Below are 24,415 nucleotides of genomic sequence, written 5' to 3'. Positions count from 1 at the left end.
GTGCCCGTCGGAGCAGACAGTGCACCCTGCCTCAGCTGCTCTTCGTGCTGGGCCCGGATGCCCGATGCCGCTCCGGTTTGCGCCACTTGCGGCTGGGATCGATCCAGGGAGGTGCCTTCACCTGTGGCATCCCGTTCACCATGCGTATCTCCCAGCCCGAGGTCTCGATGGTGTGGTGGTGGAACCAACAGAGCAGTACCCCGTTGGACACATCGGTCTTCCCGCCCCGCCCCCAGGGAACGACATGGTGCACCTCGGCCCATTGGGCGGGGGCGCAGCAGCCGGGAATGACACATCCGCCGTCGCGGGCGGTGATCGCCTTACGTTGCGCCGGGGTGAAGCGCCGGACTTTCTGGCCTAGTCCGAGAACGGCACCGTTCTTGGCGAGGTAGACGGGTTGCATGCCGCCGTTGTCGACCATCTGGTTGATGGTGCGCATCGAGATCGGCGCATCCACCCCGTCGATCCAGCCCAATCCGGCGCCTCGAATGAGGTCTTCGGCGTTCACGTGCACCATCACGGTGGGGGGCATGCCGCCCATGGTCGGGGTGCGGGGGTCCTGTGCCACCTGGGTGAGGATGCCGCGGAGGATGTCGGCCCGCTTCTGCCCGCCGGTGCGCTCGTCGAGCATTTCTCCGGGGATGAGTTCACCGGCTTCGATGCGCTGCTGCTCCTCGGCGGAGGGGAACTTGGGGGCGCTGCGGGCGGACTGGTAGGTGTTGAACAGGTTCTGCATGATGCCCTTGAGATCCGGGGTCACTCCACCCCGCAGGGGGTAGAGCCCGTCGCGCTTTTCGCCGAACGTGATGCTGGACTTCGCCTCTAAAACCGGTTCGTTCGGCGCGGCGCCGTCTGGGTTCAGAAGCGCACGGCTGCGGGCGGCCAATTCGCGGATCTCTTCGGCGGTGTATGAGAACCCCTCGGAGTCGCCGAGCCGGCCGATCGGGCCGGTGCCAGCGCCGTCCACGCCGCCGCCGCCCGAAGCCCCGGCGCCATCGCCGGTGTGTCCGTAGATCGACCCGGTCGCGCGTTCCACGAGGCCCGCTTCGGCCTCATCTACCCTGTCCTGATCGGCGTCGAAGCGGCCGTGCACCTTGTAGTCCGCCAGCTCGTTGACGATGATCGCCGCAGCGTCCACCCCGAGCTCTCCGGCCGTGAGTGCCGCAGCCACCAGGGGGAACACGGGCTCGAGCACGGTGCCGCCCACGACGCGGGGACCGGTCTTGTCGCCCAGCAGCATCCGTCGTTTCATCTCGGCGATCGTCGCTCCGGTCAGCCGGGTGAGCAGATCGTTCTGGTGCGGGGCGCCGAGCCTCCACGCCAGCGACTCATTGCCCAGCCCGGGCCGGGACCGGTCGCCGACCACGGCGGCGGTGCGCACCCGGGCCGCATCCACCGGCCGGCCGGCCCGCTCCACCACCTGGGTGAGCGCCACAACCTCGGCGTCGCTGAGCCCCTCGACGTCGATCGACGCCAACACGGCCTGAGTGGTGCGGGTGGCGGCTTCGACCGCCCGCAGCTTCTCGCCGAACGGCCCGGCGAGCACCTTCTGCACCGCGGGAAGATCGGCGGGGTCTTGCCACTGCGGCCGCGGCTTCTTGGGCGGGCGAGGGGCGTCGGCGCTGGCACCCATGAGCCGTTCCCGCGTTTCAGACCCGCGCCCTGCGAAAGAACCGTCAGCTGGGCCAGCGGATGCCGGGACGGCGAGGCTGGTGTTCCAATCGGCGGATGCCGGTGCAGCGGGAGTGCTTCCCGCTGCTTCTGTGGAGCCACCTGCCAGGTCTTCGTCCATGCCCCCATTCTCCCACGAATCAGACGAGAATGCGAGGAAATCTCAGGTTGTGCACAATCTCACCGTAGATTGTTCATTCGATCCCAGCCCGCCCCACTATGGGGTCACCATCCGCCCCGAACTGGGGGCTCGCTGACGCATTCCTGACCGTGCGCTCCAAATAAGCTGAGCCTGCATTTCCTGCTCAGGAAGTCTTGTTGTCGGTACCGTGGGGGTTCCTGTGTTGGCTGTGCGCTCTATTTCTACGCTTCTCGTCAGTGCCCTCTTCGGTGGCCTCCTCGCGGTCAGCCCGCTCGCCCAGGCCGCGCCCGCGCAGGCCGCCCCCGCAAGAACAAGCATCGCCACCACGAGCATCACCGGCACGATCACCGGCACCGGCATCAACGGCGCGGCCGCGGCCCCGCTGCCCGGAGCGTACGCATCCGTCTACGACGAGACGGGCGAGTGGTACGACAACGACACCGCTGACGAGAACGGCACCTTCGAGGTGCGCAATCTCCCCGCCGGCACCTACACAATCGAGTTCTCGGCCAACGACGAATCCTTCGCAGGCGAGTGGTGGAACGATCAGCCCGACCAGAACAACGCCACCTACTTCGACCTCGCCGACAGCGCCCAGCTCACCGGCTTCGACGCCGAGCTCACCCGTACCGCCTTAATCACCGGCACCGTCACCGCCGATGACACCGACCAGCCCCTGGCGGATGTCTGGGTGACGGCGGAAGACAGCGACGGCCGCGGCCGCAGCGTGAGCACCGACGAGGCCGGCAACTACGCCGTCAAGGGCCTCACCCCCGGCGACTACAGCCTCCGGTTCGCTCCGGGCACCTCGGATTACACCACCGAATGGTGGAACGACCAGCCGACCCAGAGCACCGCCGAGACGATCACCCTCACCACCGGCCAAGAACTCGCCAAGACGGATGCCGGCCTGAGCCGTGGCGCGAGCATCAGCGGTCGGGTCACCGGCAACGATGACGCTGCCGTGCCCAACGCCTACGTGACCGCTTACACCTCGACCCTGGACTGGGTCACGGGCGTAACGTCTGACGAGAATGGCGAGTACAGCCTCGGTCAGCTGCCCGCCGGTGAGTACCTCCTCCAGTTCGAGGACTGGGAGGGCGACTTCTCCACCGAGTGGTGGGACAACCAGCCGACCAACGAAACAGCAACTGCGATCACTCTGTCCGCCGGCGCCGCGGTCACCGACATCAGTCCGCAGCTGCGCTCCGGTAGCAGCATCAGCGGCCGCGTCACCAGCGACGCCAGAGACGGCGAGGCCGTGGCGGATGTCTACGTGCAGGCCTACACACAGGTCACCGACGGCGACTACACCTACTTCGATTACGCGGGCTCGGCCAGCACGACCGAGAACGGCAGCTTCACGGTCAAACAGCTCGAGCCCGGAACCTACACTCTGCGTTTCCGGCCCAACAGCGGCAACGACCTCGCCGAGTGGTGGAACAACCAGCCCTCACAGACCAGCGCGGATACCTTCGCGGTCGCAGCCGACGAAGCCGTCACGGGCAAGGATGCCGGCCTGTCTGCCGGCGCCACCATCACCGGAACCGTCGTCAGCGACGGCGACACCGCCCCGCTCGCAAACATCGAGGTGACCGCTGTCAACGCTGAGGGCTCGTACGAAGAATCCACCTCCACCGACGAATCCGGAAACTACACCATCGGCAACGTGAAGCCGGGGGACTACACCCTCCGCTTCCAGGACCGCAATGACGTCCACGCCTCCGAGTGGTGGAACGACCACGCGCTCGCGGCATCCGCGGACTACTTTGCCGTGGCCACCGGTGAAGCCGTCATCGGCAAGGATGCGGGCCTGGCTCGCGCCGCCACCATCAGCGGTACCGTCACCGTCGCCGGTGCCCCCCTGCCCGACGGCACCGACGCGCAGGTCGACGTTTACGACGCCAGTGGTGAATCAGTCGGCTCGACGAGCACCGACGAGAACGGCGCATACCGCCTGGGCAACCTCGCCGCCGGCGACTACTCCCTGGAGTTCTCCGCTTGGGGTGCCGATGCCTTCAGCGAATGGTGGCAGAACCAGCCGGACCAAGAGTCCGCCGACTCGCTGACCGTTGCCGCCGGTGACACCCTTACCGACATCAACGCCGACCTGGAGAAGGCCGCCACCATCAGCGGCACGATCACGGGCGACGGTGCCCCCGGCGCAACGCTCGCCGACGTTCGCGTGCGGGTCTACAACACCGACGGCGATCAGATCAACTCCGCGCGCACCGACGAAAACGGCGACTACACCGTCACCGATCTCCGCGAGGGCACCTACACGCTGCAGTTCTCCGCCTCCACCGGCGCCAGCTTCCTCTCCGAATGGTGGGACGGTCAGCCCACCCAGGAGCAGGCGACCCCGATCACCCTGAAGCCCAGCGAATCCCGCACCAATGTCGACGCCACCCTCGCAGCCGGCGCCACCGTCTCCGGCCGCGTCACCACCGACGACACCGGCACGCCCATCCCCGATGCCTCCGTGTACCTCTATAACGCCGCCGACGAGCACAACGGCAACGTCGACTACGCCTACACGGATGCCGACGGCAACTACTCCTTCACCGGCCTGGCCGCTGGCACCTACACCCTGCAGTTCTCACCCGGCAGCGCCAACTTCCTGCGCGAATGGTGGAACGACCAGCCCTCCCGCGACTCCGCCACCACCTTCACCGTCGCCGCAGCCGAATCGGTCGGCGGCAAGGACGCCGCCCTCACCCCGGGTGCCTCGATCAGCGGCACCGTCACCTCCGACGCCACGCCCACCGCCGGGCTCGCCGAGGTGCGCGTCTCCGCCGACGGCGGCAGCAGCTACGAGTCCGTCAACACGGATGCCGACGGTCGCTTCACCCTCACCGGCCTCCCGGCCGGTTCCTACACTCTGCAATTCGAGGCCTACAACAGCAACCACATCACCGAGTACTACAACAACCAGCCCAGCTCCAACGAGGCAGAGCAGATCGTGCTCGAGCCCGGTCAGGCCGTCACCGGCATCACCGCCGCGCTCGCCCCCGGCGCCGCCATCACCGGCACGGTCACAGCGGATGCCGGCGCCGGCCTCCCAGAGATCCAGGTCACCGCCCGCAACACGAGCGGTTCCATCTACGAATACGGGTCCACCGACGCGAGCGGCAACTACACCGTCGACGGCCTGCCCGCCGGAAGTTACACCCTCGAGTTCCGCGACTACGGATCCACCAGCTACACCAGCGAGTGGTGGAACAACCAGCCCGCCCAGGAGTCCGCCGAGTACTTCACGGTTCTCGCCGGAGAAATCGTCGGCGGCAAGAACGCCGGCCTCGCCCTGGGAGCCACGATCACCGGAACGCTGTCGGTAGATGGCGGCGAGCCTCTCACCGAAGGCCAGGTCACCGCGTATCCGGTTGACGGCGGAGACACCCATTCCGCATCCGTCGACTCGAACGGCGCCTACTCTCTCACCTCGCTCGCCCCCGGCGACTACGACCTGCGGTTCTCCTCCTGGCAGGGCAACGCGCTCGCCGAGTGGTGGAACGACAAGAACGACCGTGACGACGCAGACAGCATCACCGTCAGCAGCGGTCAACTCGTCAGCAACATCAATGCCGAACTCGCCGACGGGGCCACCATCAGCGGCAGGGTCACCGGCGCCGGCTCGCCCGCGCCCAGCCTTCGCGATGTGCAGGTCTATGCCTACGACGCCGATGGGTCCAACGTCTCGAACACCTCCACCGACAGAGACGGCAACTACACACTCAGCGGTCTCACCGCGGGCAGCTACAGCCTGCAGTTCCAGGCCACGAAGTCGAACTACCTCGCCGAATGGTGGAACGACAAGCCGAGCCAAGAGACCGCGACCACGATAACCGTCGGCGCCGGCGAAACGGTCACCGGCAAGAACGCCGTGCTCGCCGCATCCGCCTCGATCAGCGGCAACGTCAAGGGCGCCGGCGTCACCAACACCAACCTGCGCAATGTGATGGTGATGGCGATCTCGAGCGACTCAGATCAGTCCACTCAGACGGCGTCAGCCGACACCGACGCGAGCGGAAACTACACAATCCGCGGACTCCGCGCCGGCTCCTACACCCTGCAGTTCATGCCCTACAGCAACCAGGACTTCGCCCCGGAGTACTGGAACGGCAAGCTCGACCTGGCCGACGCCACCTACTTCACCGTCGCCGACGAACAGGCCGTCACCGGCAAGGATGTCGTGCTCACAGCCGGCGCTTCCCTCAGCGGTTCGGTGCTGGGTGCCCTGCCCACCGGCGTCTCGAACGACGACGTCTACGTGCAGGCCTATCGCCCCGATGGCGTCTGGGGCGGCTACACCGAGGTCGATTCCGCCGGCCAATACGCGATCCGCGGCCTGCGTGCCGACACCTACACACTGCGGTTCGGCGCCTACTCCGACAACGACCTGGTCGAGTGGTGGAACGACCAGCCCACCCAGGAGACCGCCACCCCCATCACCCTCAAGTCCGGTGAAAAACTCACCGGCCTCGACGTGGATTTCTCCGCCCGCGCCCTCACCGCCACCCCCACCCCCACCATCACCGGCACCAACCAAGTGGGCAAAACCCTCACCGCCACCCCCGGCACCTGGACCCCTGCCCCGGTCACCCTGACCTACCAGTGGATCCGCGCCGGCACGGCCATCCCCGGCGCCACGAGCGGCACCTACCTGCTCACCGACGCCGACGCCAACACCGCCATCACGGTCGACGTCACCGGCACCAAGACCGGCTACACCCCGGTGAACAAGACCAGTGCCGCCGTCACCGTGGAACGCATCTTCACCACCACCCCGGCGCCCACCATCGCGGGCACCACCACCGTGGGCCAGAAGCTCACCGCCAGCACCGGTACCTGGGCACCCGTGCCCGGCACGGTCAGCTACCAATGGCTGCGCGACGGCACCGCCATCAACGGCGCCACGGCCAGCAGCTACACGCTCGCCGCCGCCGACGCCGGCAAGGCCCTCAGCGTCACGGTCACCGCCGCCAAGTCCGGGTACACCACCGCTAGCCAGACCAGCGGAGCCACCGCGGCCATCACCGGTCTGCTCACCAGCACCCCGGTGCCCACCATCACGGGCGCCGTTGAAGTCGGTCAGACCCTCACGTCCACCTCGGGCACCTGGGCGCCGGCACCCGTCGCGCTCAGCTACCAGTGGCTGCGCGGCAGCACTCCCATCGACGGCGCCACCGCGGCCACCTACAAGCCGGTCACAGCGGATGCCGGCAGCACCCTCTCCGTCACCGTCACCGGAACCAAGGCCGGCTACATCACCGTGCCCAAGTCCAGCGCGGCCACGGCCGTGGTCACCGGCGGTATCCTCACCGCCACCCCGGTGCCCACCATCGCCGGTACCACCACGGTCGGTCAGACCCTCACCGCCACCGCCGGCACCTGGGCGCCCGCCCCGGTCACGCTCGGCTACCAGTGGCTGCGCGCTGGCACCGCCATCAGCGGAGCCACCACGAGCAGCTACACGCTCACCACCGCCGACGCCGGCCAGACCCTCACCGTCAGGGTCACCGGCACCAAGGCCGGCTTCACCACGGTGAGCAGCACGAGCACGGCCACCGCCGCGATCGCCCAGCTGCTCACCGCCACCCCCACGCCCACCATCACGGGCACCGCCAAGCTCGGCCAGACTCTCACGGCCAAGCCGGGCACGTGGACCCCGGCCACCGTCACGCTGAAGTACCAGTGGGCCCGCAACGGCACCGCTATCAGCGGCGCCACCACGGCCATCTACAAGCCGGTCACGGCCGATGCCGGCGCCACCCTCACGGTCACCGTCACCGGCACCAAGTCCGGCTACATCACCGCCACCAAAACCAGCGCCGCCACGGCCATGGTCACCGGCGGCGTGCTCACCACCGCCCCCGCGCCCACCCTCACCGGCACCACCACGGTGGGCCAGACCCTCACCGCCAAGGCGGGCACCTGGGCGCCGGCCACGGTCACGCTCAGCTACCAGTGGCTGCGCTCGGGCGCGGTCATCAGCGGCGCCACGGCCAGCAGCTACAAGCTCGTCGCCGCCGACGCCGGCAAGGCCATCACGGTCAAGGTCACCGGCACCAAACCGGGCTTCACCACGGTGGCCAAGACCAGCGCCGCCACGGTCGCCATCTCCAAGCCGCTCACCGCCACCCCCACGCCCACCATCGCGGGCACGGTCAAGGTCGGTCAGACCCTCACGGCCAAACCGGGCACGTGGGCGCCGGCCACCGTCACTCTTAAGTACCAGTGGCTGCGAGCCGGCAAGGCCATCAGCGGCGCCACCGCGAGTACTTACAAGCTGGTGGCAGCGGATGCCGGCACCACTCTCACGGTCACCGTCACCGGCTCCAAGTCGGGCTACGTCACCGCCGCCACGACCAGCAAGGCCACGGCCATGATCACCGGCGGCATCCTCACCGCCGCCCCGGTGCCCACCGTCAGCGGCACCACCAAGGTCGGCCAGACCCTCACCGCCAAGGCCGGCACCTGGGCGCCCGCCACCGTCACAGTCACGTACCAGTGGCTGCGCTCCGGTGCCGCCATCTCCGGCGCCACGGCCAGCGCCTACAAGCTCACCGCCGCCGACGCCGGCAAGACCCTCTCGGTCAAGGTCACCGGCACCAAGACCGGCTTCACCACGGTCGCCAAAACCAGCACCGCCACGGCCGCGGTCACCGGGGTGCTCACGGCCACGCCCACGCCTACGGTGACCGGCAAGGTCAAGGTGGGCCAGACCCTCACCGCCAAGCCGGGCACCTGGGCGCCGGCCACGGTCACGCTCAAGTACCAGTGGTTCCGCTCCGGCACCGCCATCAGCAAGGCCACCGCCGCCACCTACAAGCCGGTCGCAGCGGATGTCGGCAAAACCCTCACGGTCAAGGTCACCGGTTCCAAGGCCGGCTACACCACCGTGGTCAAGTCCAGTGCCGCCACAGTGAAGGTGGTCAAGTAGCCGGGACTGTTCCGTCGGTCGAGCTTGTCGAGACCCCTCCACCCCCGAAATGACCCCCTAACCGGGGTGTCGTGCACCTTGTTCCCAGGCGCACCCCGAATAGGCTGTTGCAACTGGGCTCGATGGAGTGCTCACCAGCACACCAATCGTTAACAGGGGGACACGTCGTGGCACACCGTTCACCGCTCCGCACTGCCCGCACCCGACTGGCGTCCCGCGCCGTCGTGGGTCTCGCCGGGCTCGTCGGCGTGCTCCTCATCGCGGTACCCGCCGTCATCGCCACCCACAGCGCGTTCGCCGTCACCCCGGGCACGGTCACCCCCGACCCCACCGAGCCGCCGGTCGACGCCCCGCTGCCCACCAGCACCGCCACCGAGGCCCCCGCGCCCGCCGAAACAACCGCGCCCGAGCCCGAAGAACCCACCACCCCGGCACCCACCGCGCCCGCCACGGATGCCCCCACCTCCGCGCCGACGCCCACCGCCACCCCCGAGCCCACGGGCACCCCCACCCCGTCGGCCACCCCAAAACCAGAACCCACACCCACTAAAACCCCCACGCCGACCCCCACGGCCACCAGCACCCCCACCCCCACAAACACGCAGCCCTCCACCGGTCCCATCAACGCCACCAGCCTCACTGGCCGCGTCACCGACCAGGCCACCGGCAACCCCCTCGCCGGCGTCACCGTCTACATCTTCACCGCGGCCGGCGGCTACGGCACGGCCATCCCCGTCACCACCACCGACTCCGACGGCAACTACACCTTCTACAGCCTCGACGTGCGCAGCTACACCCTGCAGTTCGTCGCCACCGGTCACCGCAGCGAATGGTGGGGCGGCCACGACGAACAGGCCACCGCCGACACCTTCCCCGTCGCCCGCGGCGAAGCGGTCACCGGCATCGACGCCTCCCTCCTCCCGCTGGACTCCATCAGCGGCACCATCACCGGCTCACCCCGCGAGCCCCTCGCCGGCGCCACCGTCTCCGCCTACGACACCGACGGCACCCTGGCCGGCGAAGCCACCACCACCGATGACGGCGGCTACGCCATCGCCGGCCTCACCCCCGGCCGGTACACCCTGCGCATCACCGCGCCCGCCGACGGCGCGTTCGTCAGCCAGTGGTTGCACGACAAGACCCACCCCACCGCCGCCGCCCTCATCGAGCTCGAGGCCGACACCCCGGTCACCGGCAAGAACGTCGCCCTCGCCGCCGGCGCCACCCTCACCGGCCGCGTCACCGACACCACCTCCGGCGCCGGCATCCAGGGCGCCTGGGTCTACGCCTACGCCGCATCCACCAGCAGCGCCGAGCTCGGCCAGTTCGGCGGCAGCATCGCCTCCGCGCCCACCAACGCCAACGGCGACTACACCCTCACCGGCCTCGCCGCGGGCCGCTACACCCTGCAATTCTCCGGCGGCAGCGTCTACGGCAGCGATGGCTTCTTGCGCGAATGGTGGGGCAACAAGCCCTCCCGCGCCAACGCCGTCGCCTTCACCCTCAAGGCCGGCCAGACCATCCCCAATACGGATGCGGCGCTCATCCCCACCGCCACCATCACCGGCACCGTCTACGCGGCCGGTGCCCGCAACGTGGGCCTCAACCTGGCTACGGTCTCCGCCATCGACAGCAAGGGCCGGCTGGCCCGCTCGGTCACCACCAACGGTGACGGCGACTACACGCTCACCGGCCTCAAGCCCGGCAAGTACACGCTGCGCTTCTCCGCCCCCGAGGGCACCAGTTACGGCACTACCTGGTGGCAAGACCCGGCCAAGTCCAAGGGCCACGGCGTCATCCGCGTCACCGCCGGCGAGGTCGTCACAGGCAAGACCGCCGAGCTCGCCACCGGCGCCCTCGACGACTAACTACTCAGCGCGTAATTAGCCCAGCGCAGCCGGCAGCACCACGAGCGCGTTGAACACCACGTGCGCCACGATCGCCCCGCCGAGCCGCCCGGTCACCGCGGCCAGCGCCCCGGCGCCCAGGCCGAACAGCAGCGTCGACAGCCCGATCACCAGGGCGGCGGTGGGGGAGCCGGCGTTGATCAGGTGAATCAGAGCAAAGGTGACGGCGCTCACACCCACGGCGATGCCCATCGCCCACCGCGAGCTGGCACCGTTGGCGACGGATGCCCCGCTCACCGAGCGCAACACCAGCCCGCGAAAGAACAGTTCCTCTATAAAGGGAGAGATGAGCACGGGGGCCAGAATCACCACGAACACCCACCACAGGTCGTGGGCCGGTTCATCCAGAATCGCACCGGTCGAGCCCATCTGTCCATAGGCAGCGATCTCCAGAATCGTCGTGAGTACCCGGGCAATGACCCCGAGCGTGAGCCCCCACAGCAGGTCCAACGGTCGAAAGCGCAAGCCGATGTCGCGCGCGAGTGAACGGGAACCGAAAACGAAACAAAAAGTTAACACCGCCGCCAGCAGCGGCACCCACACCACGAGGTAGCTCAGCAGGGCACCCAGCTGGGGGTCACGGATCACGCCGCGCACGAAGAGCTCGTTCAGCAGCATGACCAGTACAACTGCCGCGACAACACCCACCACGGCCAGGTTGAGGCCGGCACGATGCCCGGCGGTGCGCTGCGCGGTTGATGTCATGCAGCCCAAACTAGCGGTTCGCAGGGGTTGCGCTCCGCTTGTTTCGGTGAATGAGCTCTGCCCGAAATGTGGGAGCATATCTTGGGGGGCGCAGCATCCGGCCTCGAACCTGGCACCAGCACCAAGGAAAGGCCGCTTAGTGGAACTTCGCGACTACATTCGCATCCTGCGCAAGAGCTGGGTATTGATCGTTCTCTTTACTCTTGTCGGTGTCGGTGCCGCTGCGGCGTACTCGCTCACGCAAACGGCCCAGTACAGCGCCACCGCGAAGGTCTTTGTCTCCACGCAGTCAACGGGAACAACGACTGAGTTGGTGCAGGGCAACAGCTTTACGGTGCAGCGCGTCAAGACCTACGCCGACTTGGTGTCCACCCCCATCGTCTTGCTTCCTGTGATTGGCACGCTTGAGTTGGGGATCACCTCCGATCAGCTCGCGGCGCGAGTGAACGCATCGGCTCCGCTTGACACCTCGATCATCGACATAGCCGTGACCGATACTGACCCAGTGCGCGCCGCGGACACCGCGAACGCCATCTCCCAGAGCCTCACCGCGGTCGTGGAGGAGATCGAGACTCCGCTGACGGATGACGCGATCTCCCCGGTCAAGCTCACCCGCGCCCAGGAGGCGACCGTGCCGTCAGTGCCGGTGAGCCCCAACGTTCCGCTCAACATCGCTCTCGGCGGTCTGGTTGGTCTCGCGCTCGGACTCGGTCTCGCTATTCTCCGGGAAACCCTGGAGACTCGCATTCGCAACGAGCACGACGTCGAAGGCGTCACCGACGTGGCTATCCTCGGCGGAATTGTCTTCGACCCCAAAGCCCAGGACCGCCCGCTCATTGTGCACGTCGACCCGCGCAGTCCGCGCGCCGAGTCGTTCCGCACCCTACGTACCAACCTGCAGTTCCTCGATGTGGGCCGCACCGACCGCAGCTTCGTCATCACCTCGTCGATCGAGAGCGAGGGCAAGAGCACCACCGGTGCCAACCTGGCCATCGCCCTGGCCGACGCCGGCTCCAAGGTGCTGCTCATCGATGCCGACCTGCGCCGCCCCAAGGTCGCTGACTACATGGGCGTCGAAGGCGCCGTCGGCCTCACCGATGTGCTCATCGGCCGCGCCGAACTCGACGATGTCATTCAGCCCTGGGGTCGTGCGCAGCTGTTCGTGCTGCCGGCCGGCCACGTGCCGCCCAACCCGAGCGAGCTGCTCGGTTCAGCGCGGATGAGCCATTTCATCGGCGAGTTCAACCGCATGTTCGATGTCGTCATCTACGACACCCCGCCGCTGCTGCCCGTTACCGACGCCGCCATTCTGGCAAAGAACGTTGGCGGTGCCATCATCGTCGTGGCGGCAGGTCGCACCCAGAAGAACCAGCTCAAGGGCGCCATCTCCGCGCTCGAGAACGTGGGTGCACCCATCTCGGGACTTGTCCTCACCATGCTCCCAACCAAGGGCCCCGATGCCTACGGTTACAACCGATACGGCTACGGGTACGGCTATGGGTACGGCGACGAGGTCACGACAGACGAGCCCACCCGCCGTGAGCGAGCAAAGCAGGCAAAGCGAGCCAGGTTCAAGAAATGACTGGGGCGGGGGCCATGTCATCAGAAACGTTCACGGTGCTCGTGGTGTGCACCGGCAACATCTGCCGGTCGTCGGTAGCGGAGCGACTCTTGCGCTCGCAGTCCGAAGCGCTGGGCTTGCCGGTGGCGGTGCACAGCGCCGGAACCCAGTCCATGGTCGGCCATGACATGACCCCCGAAGCCGCTCACCTAGCAGAGCACTACGGCGCGGACCCGCTAGACCACCACTCCAAGCAGCTAACCGAGCAACAGATCCTCGACGCTGACCTCATCCTCACGGCCACGAGAGAGCACCGCAGCAAGGTAGTCTCCCTCCACCCCAAAGCCGCCCGCTACACCTACACCCTCAACCAGTTCGCCCGCTTGGTGCCAGCGGCAGTCGAGGCCCTATCGCTGGTCGAGCTTGTCGAGACCCCGCGCCCCGACCTCGCCACGCAACTCCGCGCCCTCGTCGCCGAAGTAACTGCAACCCGAGGCTTCTCCCCACCCCCGCTCCACCCCGATGACGACGACATAGAAGATCCCTACCGTCAGTCCACCGCCGTCTACGCCCGAGTGGGCACCGTAATCAACACCACCGTGACCCGGATCACCCAGGCCTTCGCGGCAGCAACCAGCACCCGCTAACCCATGCCCCGCCCCCGCCGCTACGTACCCCGCGATTCGTCGCGCCGCCGCCTCTGGATCTACCTCGCCGTCCTAGCCTTCCTGCTCGTCGACGTCCTCCTCATCTCCTGGGCGCTAGGTGCGCGGAGCGCCAACGTTCCGAGCTCTACGCCCGGCCCCATCCCCACGTTCACCCCCGAGGCCAGCGCGACTCCCACTCCAACGGCGAGTGCCGCTACCGTGGCGATCCCGCCAACTCGCATCCTCTCTGCGCTCGACGACGCCACAGCCTGGCGTGCCACCACGGGGGAATGCCCCAGCACCCCGGCAACCCCCGAGCTCACCACAGATGGCGGACAAACTTGGCGGATGACCGACGCCACCGACGACGTACAGATCACCGCCCTTCAGCGAGTGACCGTGGCTTCAGAGGCTCAGGTCGAGATCGTCGGACTCGCTGCCGACGACTGCTCGCCGCAGTTCGCCCGCTCCTTTGTAGCCGGCGAGGAGTACTCCACCAACGCTGACCTCCTAGACGACCAGTGGTACGTCGATCCGTCAGACCGCTCCACGGTGCGCACTCCCGGGGGGGAAACAACTGCTCCTTGCGACGAGGTGGTGGGCCTCGCGGCTCGTCCCGATGACGACGCTTCTGCCGCCATTGTCTGCGCAGACACCAGCGTTTTGGCCACCGTAGATTCGGGCGCAACCTGGACCGTCCCCCTAAGAGAGGACGGGATTGTTAATTTGTCCGTAACCGCGATGGGATACCTTATAGCGACGGTCGGTCTCCCGGAATGTGCGGGAGTGCAGCTGACCACCCTTTCGGATGACCTCACGACGGCTACCCCGACAGGCTGTCTCCCAGTCGATCTACCAGCGGAGACCATGCAAGGCAAAGTTGCTGTCTCGGAAGCCGCCGGCACCCTTTGGGTGTGGGCCGGTGATTCCGTGATGCGATCCAGCGATCAGGGCACATCGTGGCAGTAAATGCGTGCCACGCGGGGGAGAGTGGGCAAGATGGCACGCATCGCAGACGCTAAAGAAATTAAGGAGCTCAATAGAAACTGGCGAGACGTGTACGCGGCACGGCTCGTGCTTACAGATCTCTTGGTGCTTGTTTGGGTCGTGTTTGGGGTTCAGATACTGTGGTTCGGATTGAGCGCGGCAGACCTGCGATTTCGAGGCAGCCTGACTGAGCTCGCAATCAGCTATACCGCCATCTCGGTAACCATCATCACAGCGTGGATGTTCATGCTCGGCATCTACGGAAGCAGAGGCTATCGGGTGCTCGGGACCGGACCGCAGGAGTATCGCAAAATTGCTGACGCCACGGTGCGTTTGTTCGGCTTGGTCGCAATAATCTCCTTCCTATTTCAGATTGACTTTGCGCGCGGCTACATCCTGATCGCGTTTCCCCTTGGGCTAATCGTGTTGATTTTCTCGCGCTGGATCTGGCGTATTTGGTTGGGTGCCCAGCGACTCGATGGCGAATATTCGTCGCGCGTGATTCTTGTCGGTTCGCAGGCATCAGCAGAACATCTGGCTCGTGAACTTACACGCCAATCTGCGGCCGGCTATCTCGTCGTTGGCGCCTGTATACCCGGCCTAAATGGGCTGGATTCCATTCTCAACAACAAGATTCCAGTCTTCCCCGACGTAGATCGTTTGCAGGAATCGATGGAACTCGTTGGCGCAGACACAGTGGTGGTGACGAGCAGCGATGATCTCTCGCCACAACGGCTGCGGGAGCTCAGTTGGAGTCTCGAACCTGGCAAACAGCATCTTGTGGTCGCGCCTAGCCTCACTGATATTGGTGGTCCTCGAATCCATACTCGGCCAGTAGCCGGATTGCCACTCATCCATGTCGAGACACCGCGCTACGAAGGTGGAAGACGGTTTGCCAAACGTGCTTTTGACCTGATCGGCGGCGGTGCGATGCTGTTGATCCTCTCGCCCTTCCTGGCGGTCATTACGGTGGCGATTCGTCTAAGTACCCCTGGTCAGGTGCTCTTCAGGCAGCAACGCGTTGGCATTAACGGCGAACGGTTCGAAATGCTCAAGTTTCGATCCATGGTTGTCGATGCGGAGAGTCGACTGGAAACACTGCGCGGGTTGGAACGTGCCGAAGGAAACACCGTGATGTTCAAGATGAAAAACGACCCGCGGGTAACGCCAATAGGCGGATTTCTTAGGAGATACAGCCTCGACGAGTTGCCTCAGCTCTTTAACGTCATCGGCGGCAGCATGTCACTGGTCGGTCCGAGGCCTCCCCTAGAGCGAGAGGTGAATGAGTACGAGAACCACGTGCATCGCCGGTTCCTCGTAAAGCCGGGAATTACCGGCCTCTGGCAGGTAAGCGGCCGATCCAATCTGTCGTGGGCGGACACCGTTCGCCTTGATCTCTATTACGTCGAAAATTGGTCAATCACCGGTGACTTGGCGATTCTCTGGCGGACTGCCCAAGCCGTTCTACGCAGAGAGGGAGCGTACTAGACGAATGGTTACAAGCCCTAGCAAAATGAACAAGCCCCAGGAGTCAACGTGACACGAGTCTTGCATGTAACTTCGGTCTACGCGGGTGGGATCAGCCGCGCAATGGCGACGGCAATTCTTGCGGCGCCCCAACACGAGCATCACCTGCTCTGGAGTGGGAACGAGCGACCTGCAACGGATCACGGCTTTATCTCGGTCACTCCTCTTCCCAATGGTTTCGTTAAGAGAGTGCAGGCCGTTCGCCGGACCGTAAGAGAGCTGCGGCCCGACGTGATTCACGCTCATTCAAGTTGGGCAGGAGTCTTCACTCGAATCTTCGACGTTGGCGCGGACGTCATATATCAACCGCACTGCTACAAGTTTGATGACCCCACCATTTCTGGAGTCGCTAGGACGGCCTACAGGCTCGTAGAGAAGTTTCTGATGCGAAGAACCGCGTTGGTTGTGGTGCTATCGCCGCATGAAAACGCACTCGCCCAGGCACTTGACGCCAGAGTGGCACGCATCTTCGTCCCGAATGCGCCGTCGATTGAGCCCGTTATTGCGCCGAGTGTCGGTGAAGACCTTGCAGAGGTCCTCATGGTCGGTCGCGTGTCTCCGCAGAAGGACCCCGCTTTCTTTGCTGCGGTCGCAGACCTCGTTCGCGAGTCTCGGCCAGACGTCGTATTCCGATGGATTGGCGCGGGACCCGAGCCCTTGTCCGCAGTTCTTCGACGGTCCGGGGTGGAGATTACAGGATGGCAGAATAGGGAGAAGCTTAGACAAACGCTGAGCGGGCCAGCCATATATCTTCACACCGCTGTATACGAAGGATTTCCGCTGAGCGTCCTTGACGCAGCGGCGTTCGGAATGCCGATCATTGCTCGCACCATTCCACCTCTCGAGGGCACTCCACTCGTTCAGATCAGGGATGTGAATGCTGCCGCGGAGGCAGTCCTCGAGGTGTTGAGTCGTGGAGAGTCGTGCGATCGCGCGATTGCAGGCGGGGCTCGATTGCTGGAAACCATGAACTCACGCGCGCAGGCGCACGCACTTGAGTCGATTTACAACACGTTCGGAACGGAGGCGCGCACATATGAAGGTTCTGTTTCCTGAGCGAATCATAAGCAAGCATGTTGGAGGCAACACAACTTACGCCCGTGAAATCAAGGACGGGCTAACGGCCAGAGGTGTTGACACTGGCCTGATGCGGAGCGCATCGAAGCCAGCCCTCACCATGGTTCGAGAGACCCTGATCGGGTTGCGGTCCAGACCAGGCGAGGTACTTCACTACTCCGCTGATACCGGCCCCTTGCTCCGTACCCGCACCCGTTCGGTCGTAACCGTGCATGGTGTCGCAAGTAGGTGGATTGATGTTGCACGCACATCGGCCCAAGAGTCGACTTGGCGTTTCAGGGTTGACCGCGCTATCAAGTGCACGGACAGAATTCTCACTGTGTCGCAGTCTGCCGCAAACGATATCGAGAACGTCTTCTCAGTCGATCGGAGCCGCATCTCGGTCATCCCTCACGGCATCGACTCTCAGTCCTTTCAGCGTGAGGTCCTTCTCTCCGATGCCATACGCGGGCAGCTTCCGGCCGCATTCGCCCTGTATCTGGGCAACGTTGAACCCCGCAAGAATCTGATTCAGCTAGTGCGTGCCTTCCAGACCGGGGATCTGGCAACGGCCGGGTTGCCGCTAGTAATCGCAGGGAGACCGGCGTGGAATTTCTCCGAGGCGATGACCGAGATCGAGTCCGCGAGCAATGTGATCTATCTCGGTTTCGTTAGTGATAACGACCGCGTTGCCCTGATGCAGCGCTGCAGCGTTTTCGTGTTCCCCAGCCTCTATGAGGGATTCGGACTGCCCGTCCTCGAAGCGATGGCTGCAGGTGTACCAGTGGTGTCCTCCCGGCGTGGATCCCTCGCTGAAGTCGCAGGTCCGTCGTACGAGATTCAGGAGCTGGACGCGCAGGGAATATCCGTGGCTATTTCATCGGCAATGTCGGATAGCGAGTGGGTAGCCGGCGCTAAGCAAGCCGGTCAGGAGTGGGCGGCCCGATTTAGATGGGCCGACAGTATCGATGCTCATCTAAAGGTTTATAAGGAGGTCTTGTTTTCGTGAAGGTTACGCTGATTCACGCTTACAGCCGGACGAATTCCGGGGACGGATTGCTCGTTGATGAGGCAGCGAGTTTGGTCTCAGATGCATTTCCGGGAGCGGACATCACGCTCATCGCGCTCGACCCGCAGAGTTTTGCCGACAATTTCTCAGGCCGGGTCCTGCACCCACTCACCGGGCAGACCGAGAGCATCGGCAGCTTCAGGACGCTGTTGCGTGGGATAGAGTCGCTCATTCGTGGTTTACAACTACCAGCCTCGGTCCAGGGCGTTCTATCCGAATCCGACTTGGTCGTCGCCGTCGGCGGCGGTTACCTCCGCACGAAATCGCCGATTGAGGCACTGAAGAATGCCCTCACTCATATGCCTCAACTACCCTCTCGAGAGGATCCCCGGTACGTTTATCTCCCTCAGAGCATCGGACCGCTGAACTTTGCCACGGCAGGGTTTGTGAGGTCACGCCTCAAGAACGCCGCCATGGTCAATGTCCGCGACGGGCGATCAGCGGACTCTCTCTCAGGTCTGAAGAACGTGCACCGAAATCCTGACATGGCACTGCTGGGGCTGCCTAGCGCGTTCGAGACTCGACCAATAGACGAGCCGGCGGGATCCGGGCGCGTGGGTCTAGTTGCTCGCGATCTGGGACGTGGATCGCGTGTGCGAAAGTATGAGGCAGGCGTGCTCGAACTTCACGAACGTAACGACCTCGAAGTCCTGGTCCAAGCTAATGCTCGCGGCAACAACGATCCGTTGTTTTACGAACGGCTCGGGATGCGCGGACCCTTCCGGACGCTTAAAGACGCAACCGCCCAAGAGTCCTTCCGTCCCAGCGTCGTGATCTCGGTGCGTCTGCATGGCGCGATCCAGTCAATCCGCAGTCGGGTCCCAAGCGTGCACCTCAGCTACGAGCGAAAGGGTTGGGGTGCCTACGAGGACCTGGGGCTGAGTCCGTATGTACACAACGCCTTCGACTTTGATCCCGCAAAAGTGGAAGCTCAGGTCGGTGAACTTGCGGCTGACCCCACTTCATATTGGGAAGCAGTGGACAGGTCCGTCACCGAACTGAGCTCTGCTAGGCAAGGACTTGTTGCCCGATTACAGCTCGCAGGATCACCTGAGACGGTGATGTAAATGCGTAATATCGTTTTCGCTAGCCACACAGCGAGCACTGGAGTATTCCGAGTTGGTAGTCACCATCTGTCACGGGAGCTCGCAAGGCTAGGCAATCGTGTGACGCACATATCAACGCCTGTGACGTTCGCGCACCTTGGCAAACTCAGTTCGGGTGATGTGCGTAGCCGATTCAGGTTGGCTCTCGAGTCGCCGGTTGTAGACAGCGACAGTGTTTCTCATATTGTGCCTCTAGTGCCGATCCCGCCGGCAAGGACGCCACTGAAACTGTCAGTTGCGAACTTGCGACTCTCAGCTCGCCCCTGGGGCAAACTCGCTTCAGCGTGGGATCACAAGCCGATTGACGTTCTGTTTATCGATCAGCCCCACCTGGTATCTCTTGTGCCGTTATTGGAGCCACGACTCACGATCTACCGCCCGACCGATATCCATTTCGATCCTTCAACTCGAGCAGCGGAAGACCGCGTTCTTGAATTGGCAGACGCGATCGTAGCCACCGGAGGTCATGTCCTCAAAGACGTAATGCGGAACGGTCGCGAATTGCCTCATCTCGTCTTGGAGAACGGTGTTGAGTTCGAGCATTTTCGTTCAGCAATTTTACCTAGTGAGGCACGAAGCGGTGCAATCTATATTGGCGCGCTGGATGCGCGATTCGACTGGAGCGCTGTGTACTTGATGTGTCGTGCGTTTCCCGACCAAGAGTTTCGAATCGGAGGTCCGATCACGGCGTCACCGCCCCCACGTGCGCCTGAGAACCTCACACTCCTTGGACCGGTGCCGTACTCGGAAGCTCCCAAACTGCTTGCCAAGGCCAAAGTGGGAATCCTCCCAATGTCAAAGCATCCTGGGAACGCCGCGCGAAGCCCCATGAAATACTTCGAGTATCTGGCCGCAGGCTTGACGGTAGTAGCGACGTCATCCGACGAGCTCGTGACGCGAAACGCACCCGGTGTCTCTCTCTTTGACGATGGCAAGACGTCTGCTGTCGAAGCCTTTGCCACGGCTCTTAGCGCGGCCGATGACTTAGGAACAGACGGAGTCGAATACGCCAGCGCATTCTCCTGGAGTAAGAGGGCCGCGCGCCTGAATTCCTTTGTGGACGGTTTGCCGTCGTGATGCTGAGCGCAGCGAGAGTGTTCCAGCGCGAGGTAGGGCAGTGAGAGACAGCGGGGACGAGTTCTCGCGCGGTCGTATTCTCGGCAGTGCTTCTTGGGCAACGATGCAGCAGATTGTGACTTTGGGTGGGACCGCCGTCAGCGGCGTCATTCTCGCCCGCACTCTGACCGTCGAGCAGTTCGGCGTGTTCAGCTACGGCACAACTCTCGCAGGAATCGGCATGACGATCATGACCGCAGGCCTCTCTGGGCTTGCGATCAAGCACTTGGTCGAATCTCCGAATGTCCAAAGATCGACGATGACAGCCCTGATCGTGATCCGGGAGGTTTGCGCCGCATTCGCGTACGTGGTTTTGTTGCTCGTGTCACTGTCCTCCGGGAGCGAAGAGACGGTCGCTGTGACGGCGATAGCTCTCGTGGTTCTTTTCGCCAGGGCCTTCGATGCTTCTGAGTACTGGTATCAGTCAAGAATGGAGAGCAACAAGACTGCACCAATTCGCATTGGGGTCGTCCTTGCCTTCCTCGCGGTCAGACTTCTTCTAGCGGTTAACGGTGCGAATCTAACGGTTTTCGTCGTCCTCTATTTGTTGGAATCAGTCTTGGTTTCAGCGGGACTATTGCTTCGATACACGCTAGATAAATCGAGCCAAGGTTTTGGTCGCCTCGATTCTGGAATCGTCTCGGACCTATTCAGCAAGTCCTGGATCTTGCTGTTGGCGGGTGTCGCCGCTCAGATCAATACGCGCAGCGATATCGTCATCCTCCAGGCCCTTTTGGGGAGTGAATCTGTCGGCATGTACGCCGCTGCTGCGCGCCTGTCTGAACTGTTCTACTTTCTACCAGTCGTTTTCATGACGGCTACCTTCCCGGCTCTTTTGTCGACGCGGAGGCGCTTTGGAGAACGCAGTGCCGAGTACCGTGCCGCACTGCAGAGGTCTTACGATCTGGCATGCTGGGCTGGCGTCGGCATCGCCAGCGTTGTACTCCTCCTTGGTCCATTCGCGCTAACAGTTCTCTACGGCGAAAAGTACGCTGCTGCCGGTGAGATCTTGCAGATACACGTACTTGTTCTGCCGTTGGTGTTTATGGCCGCCGTCTTCAGCAAATGGATCGTTGCAGAGAATCTTCTGGTCGCCTCGCTTGTGCGGCATGCGCTCGGGGGTGTGCTCAACGTCGGACTGAACTTTTGGCTCATTCCGCAAATTGGTCTTATCGGGGCTGCATACGCAACTGTCATCTCCTACGCGGTTGCGTCCTACGTGTCCTGTTTCATAGGTTCTCGAACACGCGTCGCTGGAGTGCAGATGTCGATTGCTCTCGCTGCACCTGTTCGGTTTGCAGCAAAAATCCTTAAAGAAAGAGGTAATCGGCGATGATCAGCAAGGTTAAGAAAGTGCTCGGGCGTTCGCGGGCCGTTCTTAAGGTGCGGTTGAGAAGCGGTACGCCATTTGAACGAAGTGTGTACTACAGCCTTTTCAGCGACGCCTTTCGGCGTGAAAGAAACGTGGTCTCGCGCGGTCATCAAGAGTACTCACGCCGGGAAAAGGTCGGCACCCAAGAATTCTTGCTGAGGCGCAATATCCACATGCTGGAAAAGGGCCTCACGATGCAGCCACGGCGTGCCACTTTCGCGCTCGATTACATTGGCCCGACCGTAGAGCTGTTCCGAAAGCTGCTTGCTCACAAGCCCGCTCCGATCTCCACCGGCGTTGAAAATTGGGCACGCGACGTGCTCGTCCAATACTTCGACGCGACCCGCGCAAGCGGGAACTCCGTCATCGCCCAGGCTCGCGACGAATTCGACCGTTTCACGTGGGAGACAGACACTGAGGGCACAAGCGTGCCGCATGCCCCATCCACTCAAGTCCCACCGGTGGGCATCGACGCGCTCACGACGTTGGCCGAGAGACGGAAGTCTGTGCGTTGGTTTCTGCCGGACGATGTGCCGCGTGACGTAATCGACCGCGCAATGCTGGTGGCGCGAGAATCACCGTCCGCGTGCAATCGTCAGCCGTTCACTTTTCGCGTTTTCGACGATCCAGCGATGGTGAAAGCAGTCGCCGCTATACCCATGGGCACAGCGGGTTACGCCCAGAATCTGAAGGGGATCGTCGTTATTGTTGGTGAACTTTCCGCGTTCATCGATGAGCGGGATCGGCATCTGATCTACACCGATGGATGTCTCGCGGCCATGTCATTCATCCTTGGGCTTGAAGCTCAGGGTGTGGCGTCGGTTTGCATCAACTGGCCAGACATCGTGGAGCGCGACCGACGCATGGCTAGCCTTCTCAACCTCGAATCACACCAGAGAGTAGTCATGCTGGTGGGATATGGCTATGCGGACCCCGATGGTTTGACCCCATTTTCCGCCAAACGTCGATTGACAGACCTGAGGAGCTTTAACTCGCTATGACCGTTGATATCCGCGGTGTGAACACCCACAACAAGGGTGCAGAACTGATGATGATGGCCGTTGCTGCGCGGTTGGGTGAAGAGTTCCAGCTCAGCGTGTCGCCCAACGGAAGCCGGTACCCCGTGCGTGCACGTCTTGGACTCAAACAGACGCTGTTGTTGAACCAAGCCCCGATCACGTCGGCATTCGCAAGCGACCGTCTGCCGAGGTCGATCCGAAACGCCTTTGGCCTCACCAGCGACTCCGAGATCTCCGGCGTTCTAGACGCTTCGGGTTTTGCTTATAGCGATAGTTTTTCCACGCGTCGCAGCGACAGAGAAGCGCGTCACGCGAATCGGTGGCATCGACGTGGCACACCGATCGTTTTCTTGCCGCAAGCGTTCGGGCCGTTCGACAAGAAGGAACAACGGGTGTCCTCGGCGAAGCTACTGAGCCACGCGACCATTGTTTTTGCGCGGGATAAGGTCAGCCTCGATCACATTCGCAGCCTCAGCTCGAGAATTCCAGTGCAGCTGTCACCTGACTTCACCGTTGGCTTAAAGACGACAGATATTCCGTCGCCAATAGACGGCGAGTTTGCTGCGATCGTGCCCAATAGCAAGATGGTTAGCCACACCAAACTGGGCCTCGACGAGTATCTCGATACACTCATAATTGCTGGTCGTACCGCTCAGTCTGCAGGTATCGAGCCGGTTGTTGTCATCCACGAATTCAGCGACATGCAACTCGGTGAACGAATAGCCGAAGCGCTCAGTTGCCGTCTTTTCGCACATGCAGATCCGCTCGTTCTGAAGCGAGTTCTTGGTGACGCGACCATTGCGGTAGCCAGCAGGTTCCATGCCATTGTCGGAGCGCTCTCGCAAGGCACCCCTGTGCTTGCCTACGGATGGTCTCACAAGTACGGCGAGTTGCTGAGCGACTTTGGTGTGCCTCAATGGCAGTTCCATGGGGACGAGGACATGCGTCGGGCAGTGGAATCGCTACTGGTCGACGCAACAGGCAAGGACACCGTCCGGGCAAGCGCCGTGGAGATCGTTGCTAAGAACAGCGCGATGTGGTCGACAGTGGTCGACATTCTGAAAGCGAGCCCTAAGCCCGCCTAGTGACGAACAATTTGGTGAGTCAACTGAAGATTTCAACGGCACGATCAGCGATCGGGAGTGCTGTTTGTCTGATTGGATAATGCAATGTCCCCATCCCACTCTTTTCCGCGACGCCGGCGCCGCAGGAGTAAGCGACCGAGGATCGTGCTGTGGGCAAGCATTGTGGGTCTGTGCCTAATTGTCGGCGTTTGCGCCTGGGTCGGAATCCGAGGATTTTTGGCGAAGGGCGAACTGGATGGTGCAATTCCTTTGGTCGCAGGCATTCAAGAATCTGCCGCAGCAGGAAGCGGCGTCGAGGCGACACAGATCTATTCTGACCTTGCACAACGCGCCAAACACGCCGCTGAACTCACCAACGACCCCATCTGGAAAAGTGCGGAGGTCTTGCCCTGGCTCGGACCCAATCTCGAGGCAGTGCGGGAGATGGGACTGCCCCGAGTTCAGTTGACTCAAAGGGTTAGTGGTTTCAGGCGGCTTTGAGGGCCACGTTTATTGTCTCAAA

The 24,415-nt window shown here is 63.4% G+C and carries 15 protein-coding genes; 13 read left to right on the top strand and 2 right to left on the bottom strand.

Annotated elements, in window-relative coordinates:
- Positions 1-31: 31 nt before the first annotated feature.
- Positions 32-1,792 (bottom strand): HNH endonuclease signature motif containing protein, encoded by a 1,761-nt coding sequence (locus tag K2F54_RS17390; protein WP_220607118.1) that lies wholly within the window; start codon positions 1,790-1,792, stop codon positions 32-34.
- 229 nt (positions 1,793-2,021) lie between these two features.
- Here K2F54_RS17390 and K2F54_RS19470 point away from each other — a divergent pair, with 229 nt between their 5' ends.
- Positions 2,022-8,756, top strand: coding sequence for a carboxypeptidase regulatory-like domain-containing protein (locus K2F54_RS19470; protein WP_308287726.1), 6,735 nt, complete (start codon positions 2,022-2,024; stop codon positions 8,754-8,756).
- A gap of 167 nt (positions 8,757-8,923) precedes the next feature.
- The gene (locus K2F54_RS17350; RefSeq protein WP_220607117.1) at positions 8,924-10,624 is read left to right on the top strand and encodes an MSCRAMM family protein; all 1,701 of its coding nucleotides are present in this window, start codon (positions 8,924-8,926) and stop codon (positions 10,622-10,624) included.
- Between the two features lie 15 nt (positions 10,625-10,639).
- On the opposite strand, the gene K2F54_RS17345 is transcribed toward K2F54_RS17350, so the two are convergent.
- Positions 10,640-11,368, bottom strand: coding sequence for a CPBP family intramembrane glutamic endopeptidase (locus K2F54_RS17345; RefSeq protein WP_220607116.1), 729 nt, complete (start codon positions 11,366-11,368; stop codon positions 10,640-10,642).
- Between the two features lie 139 nt (positions 11,369-11,507).
- Between K2F54_RS17345 and K2F54_RS17340 the strand changes: the two genes are divergently transcribed.
- The 11 genes from K2F54_RS17340 to K2F54_RS17290 all read left to right on the top strand — a co-directional run bounded on the left by K2F54_RS17340 (position 11,508) and on the right by K2F54_RS17290 (position 23,913).
- Positions 11,508-12,950, top strand: a complete 1,443-nt coding sequence (locus tag K2F54_RS17340; RefSeq protein ID WP_220607115.1) for a tyrosine-protein kinase domain-containing protein — start codon at positions 11,508-11,510, stop codon at positions 12,948-12,950.
- A 14-nt stretch (positions 12,951-12,964) separates the two neighbouring features.
- Positions 12,965-13,576: an arsenate reductase/protein-tyrosine-phosphatase family protein gene (locus tag K2F54_RS17335; protein ID WP_220607114.1), complete on the top strand. Its 612-nt coding sequence runs from the start codon at positions 12,965-12,967 to the stop codon at positions 13,574-13,576.
- A gap of 348 nt (positions 13,577-13,924) precedes the next feature.
- Entirely contained in the window at positions 13,925-14,545 is a 621-nt protein-coding gene (locus tag K2F54_RS17330) for a hypothetical protein (protein ID WP_220607113.1), read from the top strand.
- A 30-nt stretch (positions 14,546-14,575) separates the two neighbouring features.
- Positions 14,576-16,051, top strand: a complete 1,476-nt coding sequence (locus K2F54_RS17325) for a sugar transferase (RefSeq protein WP_255577258.1) — start codon at positions 14,576-14,578, stop codon at positions 16,049-16,051.
- 48 nt (positions 16,052-16,099) lie between these two features.
- Complete coding sequence (locus K2F54_RS17320; protein ID WP_220607111.1) at positions 16,100-17,146, top strand: glycosyltransferase; 1,047 nt, start codon at positions 16,100-16,102, stop codon at positions 17,144-17,146.
- Entirely contained in the window at positions 17,127-18,155 is a 1,029-nt protein-coding gene (locus tag K2F54_RS17315; RefSeq protein WP_220607110.1) for a glycosyltransferase family 4 protein, read from the top strand. Before K2F54_RS17320 ends, K2F54_RS17315 begins: the two co-directional genes overlap by 20 nt.
- Positions 18,152-19,282, top strand: coding sequence for a polysaccharide pyruvyl transferase family protein (locus tag K2F54_RS17310; RefSeq protein ID WP_220607109.1), 1,131 nt, complete (start codon positions 18,152-18,154; stop codon positions 19,280-19,282). Before K2F54_RS17315 ends, K2F54_RS17310 begins: the two co-directional genes overlap by 4 nt.
- A gap of 234 nt (positions 19,283-19,516) precedes the next feature.
- Positions 19,517-20,398: a glycosyltransferase gene (locus K2F54_RS17305; protein ID WP_220607108.1), complete on the top strand. Its 882-nt coding sequence runs from the start codon at positions 19,517-19,519 to the stop codon at positions 20,396-20,398.
- 40 nt (positions 20,399-20,438) lie between these two features.
- Complete coding sequence (locus K2F54_RS17300) at positions 20,439-21,773, top strand: flippase (protein ID WP_220607107.1); 1,335 nt, start codon at positions 20,439-20,441, stop codon at positions 21,771-21,773.
- Positions 21,770-22,810, top strand: coding sequence for a nitroreductase family protein (locus tag K2F54_RS17295; protein ID WP_220607106.1), 1,041 nt, complete (start codon positions 21,770-21,772; stop codon positions 22,808-22,810). Before K2F54_RS17300 ends, K2F54_RS17295 begins: the two co-directional genes overlap by 4 nt.
- On the top strand, positions 22,807-23,913 hold the full coding sequence (locus K2F54_RS17290; protein WP_220607105.1) for a polysaccharide pyruvyl transferase family protein: 1,107 nt from the start codon (positions 22,807-22,809) through the stop codon (positions 23,911-23,913). Before K2F54_RS17295 ends, K2F54_RS17290 begins: the two co-directional genes overlap by 4 nt.
- The last annotated feature ends 502 nt before the right edge of the window (positions 23,914-24,415 follow it).

This window comes from Cryobacterium inferilacus, from assembly GCF_019599185.1.
GTDB lineage: Bacteria > Actinomycetota > Actinomycetes > Actinomycetales > Microbacteriaceae > Cryobacterium > Cryobacterium inferilacus.
The sequence above is the reverse complement of the archived record's forward strand: the minus strand, read 5'-3'. Positions and strand labels throughout refer to the sequence as shown.

What these genes read in the sequence shown, in the direction of transcription:
- K2F54_RS17330 (WP_220607113.1), top strand. Translation starts at nt 13,925, where the DNA reads ATGACCGACGCCACCGACGACGTACAGATCACCGCCCTTCAGCGAGTG.
- K2F54_RS17290 (WP_220607105.1), top strand. Translation starts at nt 22,807, where the DNA reads ATGACCGTTGATATCCGCGGTGTGAACACCCACAACAAGGGTGCAGAA.
- K2F54_RS17390 (WP_220607118.1), bottom strand. Translation starts at nt 1,792, where the DNA reads ATGGACGAAGACCTGGCAGGTGGCTCCACAGAAGCAGCGGGAAGCACT.
- K2F54_RS17295 (WP_220607106.1), top strand. Translation starts at nt 21,770, where the DNA reads ATGATCAGCAAGGTTAAGAAAGTGCTCGGGCGTTCGCGGGCCGTTCTT.
- K2F54_RS17335 (WP_220607114.1), top strand. Translation starts at nt 12,965, where the DNA reads ATGTCATCAGAAACGTTCACGGTGCTCGTGGTGTGCACCGGCAACATC.
- K2F54_RS17345 (WP_220607116.1), bottom strand. Translation starts at nt 11,368, where the DNA reads ATGACATCAACCGCGCAGCGCACCGCCGGGCATCGTGCCGGCCTCAAC.
- K2F54_RS17325 (WP_255577258.1), top strand. Translation starts at nt 14,576, where the DNA reads ATGGCACGCATCGCAGACGCTAAAGAAATTAAGGAGCTCAATAGAAAC.
- K2F54_RS17315 (WP_220607110.1), top strand. Translation starts at nt 17,127, where the DNA reads ATGAAGGTTCTGTTTCCTGAGCGAATCATAAGCAAGCATGTTGGAGGC.